This is a genomic window from Microbacterium sp. (assembly GCF_035277845.1).
Lineage (GTDB): Bacteria > Actinomycetota > Actinomycetes > Actinomycetales > Microbacteriaceae > Microbacterium.
Genome location: NZ_DATEJS010000077.1, coordinates 1 through 11,180, shown reverse-complemented (window position 1 = coordinate 11,180; position 11,180 = coordinate 1). Strand labels below are relative to the sequence as shown.

10 protein-coding genes are annotated in these 11,180 nt (G+C 72.0%); 1 reads left to right on the top strand and 9 read right to left on the bottom strand.

Going from position 1 to position 11,180, the window contains the following annotated elements; all coding sequences use genetic code 11:
• Positions 1–111: 111 nt before the first annotated feature.
• The 4 genes from VJR25_RS03325 to VJR25_RS03310 are packed head-to-tail and all read right to left on the bottom strand — an operon-like array spanning position 112 to position 4,854.
• Entirely contained in the window at positions 112–1,044 is a 933-nt protein-coding gene (locus tag VJR25_RS03325; protein WP_324112502.1) for a cytochrome P450, read from the bottom strand.
• A gap of 31 nt (positions 1,045–1,075) precedes the next feature.
• Positions 1,076–2,701 carry an amidohydrolase gene (locus VJR25_RS03320; RefSeq protein ID WP_324112500.1) on the bottom strand — a complete coding sequence of 542 codons (1,626 nt, stop codon included), beginning with the start codon at positions 2,699–2,701 and terminating at the stop codon, positions 1,076–1,078.
• 28 nt (positions 2,702–2,729) lie between these two features.
• Positions 2,730–3,380: a hypothetical protein gene (locus VJR25_RS03315; protein ID WP_324112498.1), complete on the bottom strand. Its 651-nt coding sequence runs from the start codon at positions 3,378–3,380 to the stop codon at positions 2,730–2,732.
• Positions 3,381–3,384: 4 nt separating this feature from the next.
• Positions 3,385–4,854 carry an APC family permease gene (locus tag VJR25_RS03310; protein WP_324112496.1) on the bottom strand — a complete coding sequence of 490 codons (1,470 nt, stop codon included), beginning with the start codon at positions 4,852–4,854 and terminating at the stop codon, positions 3,385–3,387.
• 100 nt (positions 4,855–4,954) lie between these two features.
• Here VJR25_RS03310 and VJR25_RS03305 point away from each other — a divergent pair, with 100 nt between their 5' ends.
• Positions 4,955–5,542: a histidine phosphatase family protein gene (locus VJR25_RS03305; protein WP_324112504.1), complete on the top strand. Its 588-nt coding sequence runs from the start codon at positions 4,955–4,957 to the stop codon at positions 5,540–5,542.
• Positions 5,543–5,545: 3 nt separating this feature from the next.
• On the opposite strand, the gene VJR25_RS03300 is transcribed toward VJR25_RS03305, so the two are convergent.
• The 5 genes from VJR25_RS03300 to VJR25_RS03280 all read right to left on the bottom strand — a co-directional run.
• Positions 5,546–6,358: a CoA ester lyase gene (locus VJR25_RS03300; protein ID WP_324112494.1), complete on the bottom strand. Its 813-nt coding sequence runs from the start codon at positions 6,356–6,358 to the stop codon at positions 5,546–5,548.
• Positions 6,352–6,855, bottom strand: a complete 504-nt coding sequence (locus VJR25_RS03295) for a MaoC family dehydratase (protein WP_324112492.1) — start codon at positions 6,853–6,855, stop codon at positions 6,352–6,354. The genes VJR25_RS03300 and VJR25_RS03295 overlap by 7 nt, the downstream gene beginning before the upstream one ends.
• Positions 6,856–6,865: 10 nt before the next feature.
• A complete protein-coding gene (locus tag VJR25_RS03290) occupies positions 6,866–8,026 on the bottom strand; it encodes an acyl-CoA dehydrogenase family protein (RefSeq protein WP_324112490.1) in 1,161 nt (386 codons plus the stop codon).
• Entirely contained in the window at positions 8,026–9,966 is a 1,941-nt protein-coding gene (locus VJR25_RS03285; RefSeq protein ID WP_324112488.1) for a biotin carboxylase N-terminal domain-containing protein, read from the bottom strand. The genes VJR25_RS03290 and VJR25_RS03285 overlap by 1 nt, the downstream gene beginning before the upstream one ends.
• A gap of 6 nt (positions 9,967–9,972) precedes the next feature.
• Positions 9,973–11,180: acyl-CoA carboxylase subunit beta (locus tag VJR25_RS03280; protein WP_324112487.1), on the bottom strand; the 1,208-nt coding region annotated here is incomplete at its 5' end.

The following is an 11,180-nucleotide window of genomic DNA, read 5'->3' as shown; positions in this document are numbered from 1 at the left end:
AGCACATGCCGCTCGTGATCGTCAATCGCGGCACCACGCGGGCGGATGCCGCCGCCACCGTGAAGATCGACACCGGCACGAGCGAGGCGCTCGCCGCGCTGGCGACCGCGCTCACTCCCCGCTGAGCCGGGTCACGCCCCCCGGCACCTGAAGGCCGTGCAGATCGACGTCCTCGATGGCTTCGCGCGTCACCCACGTCACCGTCGGGTTGACGCGCATCACCTCCTCGACCGCTCGGCCGCCGAGCTCGGGGCGCTCCGCCAGCAGCGCCCACTGGTCCGGATGCCGCAGGAACGTCTGCAGCGCGAGGCCCAGTTGGTTGCGCGTGGTCTCCATGCCCGCGAACGCGAGGAAGACGAGTGCGACGGACAGCTCCCGGCGGTCGAGCGCATCGTCCTGCTCGTGGGCGGTCAGCAGCGTGGTGACGAGGTCGTCGCGCGGCTGACGCGCGCGATCCGCGACGACGTCCTCGATGTAGCCGGTGAGGCCCTGCAGCGCGGCCTCGATGCGCGGCAGGTCGCCGTGCACGTTGACGCCGAAGGACTTGCCGAGGTCGTCCGCCCAGTGCGCCACCTGCGGCCACTCGTCGTCGGGGAGGCCGAGCAGCAGGCAGAGGATGCGGGACGCGTACGGCTCGGCGAACTCCGAGACGAACTCCACCCGGCCGCGCGGCGCGAACCCGTCGATCAGCACGTTCGCGAGGGCCTGGAACTCCGGACGCATCCGCTCGATCGCCCGGCTGCGGAAGGCGGGGCCGAGGAGGCGCCGAAGCCGCGCGTGCGTGTCGCCTTCGAGGCTGAGGAGGGTCTCCGCCCACCACTGCTGCCACGGCCCCTCGTGGATGCCGTTCTGGGCGGGCCAGCGCGCGTTGCCCTGCTGGAAGCGGCGGTCCTTGAGCACCGCGGTGCCCTCCTCGTACCGGAGGATCGCCCACCCGTACGGGGTCTCGGCGTACCAGCTGTCGTCGCGCGCCCGGTGGACGGGTTCCGATGTGACGTCGAAGGAGGGGTCGGCGAGGTCGAGGTACGGAACAGCGCTGGTCACACGCCGACTCTATCCTCGGCCTCGCCGTCTCTCAGGCTGTGAAGTCGGCCGACACGCGACCGTCGACGAGGGTCAGCACGACGGATGCCGCCGCCACCTCTTCGGGCGCCGCGGTGAGCGGGTCCGCGCCGAGCACGGTGATGTCGGCGCGGGCGCCCACCTCGAGGCGGCCGCCCGCCTCACCGACCGAGCGCCACCATTCGGAGGTGTAGCCGTCGAGGGTGCGCCGGGCCGTGAGGGCCTCCTCGGCGTGGTTCGCGGCGAGGTCGGGCCGGCTGACGGGCCGTCGCAGGCGGGCGTCCGCGATGATGCTGCGCGGGTCGTAGGGCGCGATCGGCCAGTCCGAGCCGAGGGCGACGATCACGCCGGCATCCCGGAGCGAGCCGGTGCGCCAGGCGAGGTCCGCGCGCTCGTCGCCGAGGCGCTGCGACCAGTTGTCGGAGTGGTCGGCCTTCGAGTACAGCGTGCAGTGCGTCGGCTGCAGGCTCGTCGCCGCGCCGGATGCCACGATCTCGGCGAGCACGGTGTCGGGCAGTGTCTCGATGTGCTCGATGCGATGCTGCGCGGAGCCATCGGGCAGGGCGGCGATGGCGTTCGCGACGAACGACACGCCCTTGTCGCCGATCGCGTGGGTGGTCGTCGGCACGTCGTGGCCGTGGAAGAACTCGAGCACGCGCACGTACTCCTCGGGGTGCAGCCACAGCGACTCGGTCGACTCGCCCTGCGAGTCCGGCTCGAACAGCCAGGCCGTGCCGTTGTCGATCGTGCCGTCGATCATGAGCTTGATGCCCTGCACGTGCCAGCTGCGGCCCTGCCGACCCTGCAGCGCGAGCAGCTCCTCGAGGCGTCCCTCGGCGAATCCGGGCATGACCCACGGCGAGATGCGCACCCGGATGCCGAGGTCGCCACGCGCCTCCACCGCCTCGAACAGCGCGATCGAGTCGTCCATCTCGAGGTCCAGCATCTGGCCGGCGACGAGGCCGGAGGCCGCCATGCCGTGCAGCAGCGCCTCGAGCGCGTCGACGCGCTCGTCGAACGTCGGGGCGGGGACGTGCCGCATCACGAGGTCGCTCGCGGGCATCTCGAACAGCATGCCGCTGGGCGACCCGTCGGCGCGCAGCCCGACGCGCGAGGCGCCCTCGAGCTCCTCCCGACCGGTGACGCCCGCGAGGCGCAGCGCGGCCTCGGAGGCGAGCGCGGCATGCCCGTCGAACAGCGTGACGTACACCAGCTCGTCGTCGAGCACGCCGTCGAACAGCGCGTTGTCGAACGATGCGCCCTCGAAGCACGCGGGGTCGAGCCCCCACCCCACGAGCCAGTCCTCGCCCACGGCATGCGGGGTGGTCGCGGCATGGGCGGCGAGCGCCTCGCGCACGCCGGCGCGGGTCTGGATGCCGGACAGGTCGAGGCCGCGCGCGATCGAACCGCCGAGCGTGGGATGGATATGCGCGTCGATGAGGCCGGGCATGACCGTCGCACCGCCGACGTCGATGACGCGCGCGGCGCCCGCCGCCCAGGCATCCGCCTCGTCGGGCTCGCCGAGAGCGACGATCACGCCGTCCGCGACCGCGACGAACCCGGGGGCCGCGTCGGCGTCGGCCGACGGCAGCAGGCTCGTGGTGCGGATGACGAGGTCGACGGCGGTCTCGGTGGTCATGGGGAGGTCTCCTGTTCGAGGTTCTGGATCACTGGGCTGCGCCGGTCGCGCGGGCGACGCGGTGCAGGATGCCGACGGTGAGGACGTCCTCGATCACGGCGATCGGATCGACGTCCTCGGCGAAGTCGTGGGCGGCGACGAGTGCCGCGAAGTCGCTCTCCCGGTCCGGCGGCACCTGCCAGGCGCTCGCGGGGGCGAGCTTGTCCATCGCGGCACCCGCGGCGACGGTGTCGAGCGTCTCGAGCACCGGGAGCACGAGCGCCCGCGGCATCCCGAGCTCCATCATCCGGGCGGCGGCCCGGTCGTAGACCGCGAGGGTCGAGGGGTGGCTGACGGGCTGCGCGAACAGCAGCGGGGTGAGCGCCGGCACCGCCGAGAAGGCCGCGACGAGAGTGCGGAACAGCCGCCGGACGACGTCCTCGAGTCCGAGGTCCGGGTCCTCCAGGTCGGGCTCGGGCAGGCTCTCCACGAGCGCGCCGCGGGCGAGCTCGATGATCTCGGCCCGCCCCGCGACGTGCTTGTAGAAGGCCGACTGGCCGACGTCCATCCTCTCGGCCAGCCCCGGGAGGGTCACCGTGCCGGTCTGCGCGAGCATCGCGAGGGCCTCCTGCCCGATGGCATCCCGGGTCAGTCTCGGCGTCTTCGGGCGTCCCCGCTTCTTCGGCACGGTCTGAGTCATTCCCTCAGTCTCCCGTGCCGATCCGCTCGTACGCGGCAGGACGCCGGCGGCGCAGCACGAGACCCCAGACCACCCCGGCGACGAGCACCGCGGGCGCGATGACGATGAGCACGGTGTTCAGCGGCGACCCGGCGGGCGCGCCGGTGAACAGCTCCGCGTTCTGCATGAACAGCCAGATCACGACGAGCATGACCACGAGCGACACGACCGCGGAGGGCATCACGTACCACCTCAGCCGGATGCTGCGGTGGCGGAGGAAGTACCCGATGACCCCGATCCCGGTGAGCGCCTGCAGGATCAGGATGCCGAGCACGCCGGGCGTGTTCACCCAGATCACGAACTGGGTGAACGGGTCGAGCTTCAGGGCGGCGAAGATCGCGACGAGCGCGACGGCCAGCACGGTCTGCACCACTCCGGCGGTCGACGGGGTGAGGTGGCGCGGGCTGATGCGGCCCGCCCAGGCCGGGAAGATGCCCTCGCGCGACAGCGACAGGGTGTAGCGGTTGATCGTGTTGTGGAACGCGAGCTGCGACGCGAAGATGCTCGTCACGATGAGCACGCTCATGACCATCTCGCACCACGGGCCGACGTACTGCGCGGCGACGATGTAGGCGGTGTCGCCGGCGTTGAGATGCCCGGCGGCGAACGCCTGGACTTTGTCGGCGCCGAGGGCGTTGACGATGATCCAGACCGAGAACGCGTAGAACAGGCCGATGAACGCGATCGAGATGTAGGTGGCGCGGGGCACGGTCTTGTCGGGGTTGCGCGCCTCCTCGCGGTACAGGGCGCCGGCCTCGAAGCCCATGAACGCGGAGAAGCCGAGCGTGAGCACCGCGGCCATGCCCGGGTTGAAGACGTTCTTCGGGTCGAACGACGCCATCGAGATGCCGTGGGCGCCGCCCTTGGCGATCACCACGACCGCGATGATCACCACGATGATCGTCTCGAGGCTCAGCAGCACGGCGACGACCCGCGCGCCGACCTCGATGCCGCGCCAGCCGAGGTACCACACCGCGGCGATCGCGACGAGGGCGCACACCCACCACGGCACGTCGAGGTGGAAGAGCGATTTCAGCGACAGGCTCGCCTGGATGCCGAGAAGCCCGTACAGGCCGATCTGCAGTCCGTTGTAGCTCATCCACGCGGTCAGACCCGAGCCGAGTCCGATGACGCGCCCGAGCGTCTGCGAGATGTAGCCGTAGAAGCCGCTGAACGAGGTCACGTGGCGGGTGAGCGCCATGAACCCGATCGCGAAGAGCGCCAGCGCGACGGCGGCGGCGATGTAGATCACCGGCGCGCCCGGGCCGCCCACCGCGAGGGCGAGCGGGGCGATGCCGACGACGATCGTCAGCGGCGCGGCGGCCGAGACGAGCATGAACACGATGTCGCGCGTGCCGAGCGCGTTCTTCTTGAGGCCCCGGTCGCCGGCGACCGGGGCGGGCGGCTGCGGTGCCGCCTCCTTAGTGAAAGCCATTCACTTATGGTGCCGCACGGCTGCGCTTCCGTCAAGAGGCGATTTCCGCATGCCCAGCACGCACCCAGAACGCGCCCAGTAGGGTCGGAGGGTGACCCGGATGATCCTCGTGCGCCATGGCCAGACCGACTGGAACCGCGACCGTCGCATCCAGGGCACCACCGACATCCCGCTCAACGACACCGGGCGCGGGCAGGCGAAGGATGCCGGCTCGGCGCTGCGGGACGCCGTCGGGGATGCCGCGCCGATCGTCGTGTCGAGCGACCTGTCGCGCGCGCACGAGACCGCGCAGATCATCGCCGCCGAGCTCGGGGCCGCCGCGCCCCGCATCTACGACGGGCTGCGCGAGCGCGGCTACGGCGACGCCGAGGGCGTCACGGACACCGAGTTCTTCGACCGCTGGGGCTCCTGGGCCGACGCCGTCGTGCCCAATGCGGAGACCCGGGAGCAGGTGCGGGTGCGCGCCCTGGCCGCGCTGCGGCGGATCGACGGCGACCTGCGCGCCGAACACGCCCCGGCCGCCCGGACCGTCGTCGTCGTGACGCACGGCGCCCTCATCCGGCAGGTGCTGCTGCACGCCACCGGCGGCTCGTACCCTCCGGCGCACGAGTCGCTGCCGAACACCGCGGCGTATCCCCTGCTGATGGAGCTCGACCGGCTGCGCTACCTGGAGCCGGTGCTCGACTGAGGCCTACGCGCGGCGCAGCACCGACCGGGCGTGGCGCAGCACCGGCTCGTCGACCATCCGGCCCTCGAACCGGAAGACGCCGCGCTCGCCCGCGGCGGCATCCAGCACCCGCTGCGCCCACACGACGGTCTCCGGATCGGGGCGGTAGGCGTCGCGGATCACCTGCACCTGGCCCGGGTGGATGCAGGCCGTCGCCGCGAAGCCGGATGCCGCGGCATCCCGCGCCTCGCGGCGGAGGCCCTTCAGGTCGGCGATGTCGAGGTGCACCGCGTCGATCGCGGCCTTGCCGAACGCGCCCGCGGCCAGCAGCACCCGGGCGCGCGCAGCGCGGGCGACGTCGCGATAGCGACCGGTGCGGCGCCGGCTGGAGGTGCCGCCGAGGGATGCCACGAGGTCCTCGGCGCCCCACATCAGCCCGACCACGTTCGGCAGCGCGGCGAGCCGCTCCGCCTCGACGACGCCGCGCGCGGTCTCGCACAGCGCGATGATCCGCAGCTGCGGGTCGAGCGCCGCGACCAGCTCCGGGTCCTCGGCCTTGGCCACCATGACGGTGCGGTACGCGGTCTCCTGGACGCTGGCGAGGTCGGGCGCCGCGTCGGCGGTGTCGAGGGCGTTGATGCGCACGATGACGCGCTCGGCGGGCAGCTCCGTGTCGATGAGGCGGCTGCGGGCGCCGGCCTTGTCGGCGGGCGCCACGGCGTCCTCGAGGTCGATGATGACGGCATCCGCCCGCTCGAGCGCCTTGCCGTACCGCTCGGGCCGATCGGCCGGGCAGAACAGCAGCGCGGGGCCCGGCAGCGCGAATGCGCTCACCACCCCGCCTCCGTCTCGGAGCTCAGCCACATGAGCGCGACGCGGGTGGCCGTCGCCACGACGTCGCCGTGCTGATTGCGTCCGGTGTGGCGCATGGTGACCAGGCCCTGGCCCGGGCGGGACGCCGACTCCCGCTTGGCGGTGATCTCGGTCTCGACATAGAGCGTGTCGCCGGCGAAGAGCGGATGCGGGAAGGCGATGTCCGAGAGTCCCAGCTGAGCGACGAGTGTGCCCTGCGTGAGCTGGGCGACGGAGGCTCCGACCATGGTGGCGAGCGTCCACATCGAGTTCATGAGGCGCTGCCCGAACGGCTGCGTCTCGGCGAACGCGGCGTCCAGATGCAGGGCCTGACTGTTCATCGTGAGGGTCGTGAACAGCACGTTGTCGGCCTCGGTCGCGGTGCGGCCCGGCCGATGCGCGAACACCTGGCCGACCTCCAGCTCGTCGTAGAACCGGCCGCGCTGCACGATCGGGTCGCGGGGGACCTCGGGCTCGCTCATGCCCGCCACGCTACGCCGGAAGACCCAGGTCGCGCGCGATCACCATGAGCTGGACCTCACTGGTGCCCTCGCCCACCTCGAGGATCTTGGAGTCGCGGAAATGCCGCGCCACCGGGTATTCGTTCATGAACCCGTTGCCGCCGAAGATCTGGGTGGCATCCCGCGCATTGTCCATGGCCGCGTCCGACGCGGTGAGCTTCGCGATCGCGGCCTCGGCCTTGTACGGACGGCCGGCGTCGCGCAGGCGGGCGGCGTGGTGCCATGCGAGGCGGGCGGTGTGCACCCGCGCCTGCATGCGGGCGAGCATGAACTGGATGCTCTGCCGGGTGCCCAGCTGCTCGCCGAACACGACCCGCTTGCCGGCGTAGTCGAGCGCGGCTTCGAGGCATCCCTCGGCGGCTCCCGTCGACAGCGCCGCGATCGCGATGCGGCCCTCGTCGAGGATGCTGAGGAAGTTCGCGAACCCGCGGCCGCGCTCTCCGAGGAGGTTCTCCTCCGGCACCCGGACATCGTCGAAGCTCAGCGGATGCGTGTCCGAGGCGTGCCAGCCGACCTTGTCGTACGCGGGCTGCACCGTGAACCCGGGCGTGCCGTTGGGCACGATGATCGTGGAGATCTCCTTGCGCCCGTCGGAGCGCTCGCCGGTGACCGCGGTGACCGTCACGAAGCGGGTGATGTCCGTGCCGGAGTTGGTGATGAACTGCTTCGACCCGTTGATCACCCACTCGCCGCCGTCGAGCCGCGCGGTGGTGCGGCTGGCGCCGGCATCCGATCCCGCTTCGGGCTCGGTGAGACCGAAGCCGGCGAGCGCCCGGGCGGCGAGCAGGTCGGGCAGGAACTCCTGTTTCTGCTGCTCCGTGCCGAAGCGGAACACCGGCATCGCACCGAGGTTGACGCCCGCTTCCAGCGTGATCGCGAGGGACTGGTCGACGCGGCCGATGCCCTCGATCGCGAGGGCGAGGGCGAAGAGGTCTCCGCCCTGGCCGCCGTACTCCTCCGGGAACGGCAGGCCGAAGAGGCCGAGCTCCCCCATCTGGGCGACCACGTCGAGGGGCAGCGTGTGGGTGCGGTCGGCCTCGTACGCGATCGGGGCGATCACCTCGGTGGCGAACTGCCGCACCACGGCCGCGAGTTCGCGCTCGTCGTCGGTGAGGTCGAATGTGCTGTCCATCAGGCTCCTTCGCCGGGGTTCGTTGGGCTCGAGGCGGCGACGACGGCGACGATCTGGTCGCGCTGCACCTGGTCGCCCACCGCGACGTGCAGTCGCACCGTGCCGTCGTGCGGTGCGGTGATCGGATGCTCCATCTTCATGGCCTCGATCGACAGGATCCGGTCGCCGGTCGCGACGACCTGCCCGTCGGCGACGTGCAGGGCGACGACGGCTCCGGGCATGGGTGCGGGCAGGTCGGGGTGGGATGCCGCATCCTCGCGCAGCAGGGATGCCCGGTGGAGTTCACCCGCCTCCCGCCGGCTGAGCGGACGCAGGGCGGACGTGAGTCCGTCGGCGTGCACCCAGACGGTGCCGTCGGGGGCGACCTCCACGGCCTCCTCGGCCGCATCCGCCGGCAGGACCGCGTGGACCATCCCGCCGCCGTCGCGCAGGAAGACGGGGGCGACGACCGGAGCGGCGGCCGATCGCCAGCCGACGAGCGCAGCCCACACGTCGCCGGAGCGGGCCGCCGCGCGCCGATCGCGCGGTCGCACAACGGCCTGCGCGGCGACCCGCAGCGCGGTCTCCCCCGGCTCCGGTGCCACGAAGGGCGGCATCCGGTCGATGAGACCGGTGTCCATCGTCCCCGCCTGCACGTCCGGCTGCGCGAGCAGCTCCCGCAGGAATGCGATGTTCGTGTCGACGCCGAGCAGCACCGTGTCGGCGAGCGCGGCATCCAGCTTCGCCAGCGCCGTGCCGCGGTCGTCGGCGTGCGCGATGACCTTCGCGACCATGGGGTCGTAGTCGGCGGTGATGGCGCTGCCGGATTCGACGGCGGCATCCGTGCGGGCTCCCGGCGCCTGCTCCCACAGCAGCACCGTCCCGGTGGCGGGCAGGAAGCCGCGCTCCGGGCTCTCCGCGTACACGCGGGCCTCGATCGCATGACCGTGCAGCTCGACGGGACCCGGCGGCACGTCGTATCCGAGCCCGGCGGCGATCCGCAGCTGCTGCTCGACGAGGTCGACACCGGTCACGGCCTCGGTGACCGGGTGCTCCACCTGCAGGCGTGTGTTCATCTCGATGAAGAAGAACTCGTCGGGCCGATCGGACGCGACGATGAACTCCACGGTGCCCGCGCCGCGGTAGTCGACGGATGCCGCCGCCGCACATGCCGCCGCGCCGAGACGCTCCCGGGTGGCCGCGTCGATGATCGGCGACGGCGACTCCTCGATCACCTTCTGGTGACGCCGCTGCAGCGTGCACTCGCGCTCGCCCAGGTGCACCGCGCCGCCGCGACCGTCGCCGAGCACCTGCACCTCGATGTGCCGGGGGCGGTCGATGAGCCTCTCCAGCAGCAGCGTGTCGTCGCCGAAGCTCGCCCGCGCGATGCGCCGCGCGGTCGTGAGCGCATCCGGCAGCTCGGCGGCGGTGCGGACCACCTCCATGCCTTTGCCGCCCCCGCCCGCAGACGGCTTGATGAGCAGCGGGAAGCCGGTGGCATCCGCATTCTCGCGGATCTCGGCATCCGTCATCCCGGCCGCGCTGAATCCCGGCACGATGGGCACCCCGTGCGCGGCCACGTGGTCGCGCGCGCGGATCTTGTCGCCCATCACCTCGAGCGCCTCCGCGTCGGGCCCGATGAAGACGATGCCGGCCGCGGCGCAGGCGGCTCCGAAGGCGGCGTTCTCGGAGAGGAACCCGTAGCCCGGGTGGATGGCCTGGGCGCCGGTCTGCCGGGCGGCGTCCAGCACGGCGGCGATGTCCAGGTACGAGTCGGATGCCGCGGCCCGTCCGATGCGCACGGCGTCGTCCGCCTCGCAGACGTGCGGCGCGCCCGCGTCGGCGTCGCTGTACACCGCGACCGACCGGATGCCCAGCCGGCGCAGGGTGCGGATGACGCGCCGGGCGATCTCGCCGCGGTTGGCGACCAGGACGGTGTCGAAGAGAGCTGACTCAGCCATTCGGCCTCACATCCGGAAGAGGCCGAAGCCGGGTTCGGGGAGGGGGACGCGGCAGACGACGTCGAGCGCGAGCCCGAGCACGTCGCGGGTGTCGACCGGGTCGATGATGCCGTCGTCCCAGAGCCGTGCGGTGGCGTAGTACGGGCTGCCCTGCCGCTCGTACTGCTCGCGGATCGCGCGCTCCCGCGCCGCGACCTGGGCTTCGTCGTCGGAGGCGCGCACCGTGGACAGCACCGATGCCGCCTGGGCTCCGCCCATCACCGAGATGCGGCTGCCCGGCCAGCTCCACAGGAACCTGGGGTCGTACGCGCGGCCGCACATGGAGTAGTTCCCGGCGCCGAACGAGCCGCCGATGATCACGGTGAGCTTCGGCACCCGCGTGGTGGCCACTGCGGTCACCATCTTGGCGCCGTCCTTCGCGATTCCGCCCGCCTCGGCGTCCTTGCCGACCATGAAGCCGGAGATGTTCTGCAGGAAGACGAGCGGGATGCCGCGCTGGTCGCACAGCTCGATGAAGTGCGCGCCCTTGAGCGCGGACTCGCGGAACAGCACGCCGTTGTTGGCCACGATCCCGACGGGGTGCCCGTGGATGCGCGCGAACGTCGTCACCAGCGTCGTGCCGTACTCGCGCTTGAACTCGTAGGAGCTGTCGGCGTCGACGAGGGCGTCGATCACGCCGCGCACGTCGTACGGCTGGTTGACGTCGACGGGCACGAGGTCGTAGAGCCCGGTCGCGTCGACGGCGGATGCCACCGGCTCCTGCACCTCCCAGGCGGATCGCACGGGCGGCGGCAGCGTCGCGACGATGTCGCGCACGATCTCGAGGGCGTGGTCGTCGTCCTCGGCGAGGTGGTCGACGACCCCCGACCGGCGGGCGTGCAGCTCGCCGCCGCCGAGTTCTTCGGCCGTGACGACCTCGCCGATCGCGGCTTTCACGAGCGGGGGTCCGCCGAGGAAGATCGTGCCCTGGTTTCGGACGATCACGGTCTCGTCGCTCATCGCCGGGACGTACGCGCCGCCCGCCGTGCACGAGCCGAGCACCGCCGCGATCTGCGGGATGCCGAGGGCCGACATCTTCGCCTGGTTCGCGAAGATGCGCCCGAAGTGCTCGCGGTCGGGGAACACCTCGTCCTGCATCGGCAGGAACGCGCCGCCGGAGTCCACGAGATAGATGCACGGCAGACGGTTCTCGAGTGCGATCTGCTGGGCCCGCA

Bases quoted from the DNA above. Each gene is read 5' to 3' on its own strand.
- VJR25_RS03285 (WP_324112488.1), bottom strand. From the start codon at position 9,966: ATGGCTGAGTCAGCTCTCTTCGACACCGTCCTGGTCGCCAACCGCGGC.
- VJR25_RS03315 (WP_324112498.1), bottom strand. From the start codon at position 3,380: ATGACTCAGACCGTGCCGAAGAAGCGGGGACGCCCGAAGACGCCGAGA.
- VJR25_RS03295 (WP_324112492.1), bottom strand. From the start codon at position 6,855: ATGAGCGAGCCCGAGGTCCCCCGCGACCCGATCGTGCAGCGCGGCCGG.
- VJR25_RS03290 (WP_324112490.1), bottom strand. From the start codon at position 8,026: ATGGACAGCACATTCGACCTCACCGACGACGAGCGCGAACTCGCGGCC.
- VJR25_RS03305 (WP_324112504.1), top strand. From the start codon at position 4,955: ATGATCCTCGTGCGCCATGGCCAGACCGACTGGAACCGCGACCGTCGC.
- VJR25_RS03320 (WP_324112500.1), bottom strand. From the start codon at position 2,701: ATGACCACCGAGACCGCCGTCGACCTCGTCATCCGCACCACGAGCCTG.
- VJR25_RS03310 (WP_324112496.1), bottom strand. From the start codon at position 4,854: ATGGCTTTCACTAAGGAGGCGGCACCGCAGCCGCCCGCCCCGGTCGCC.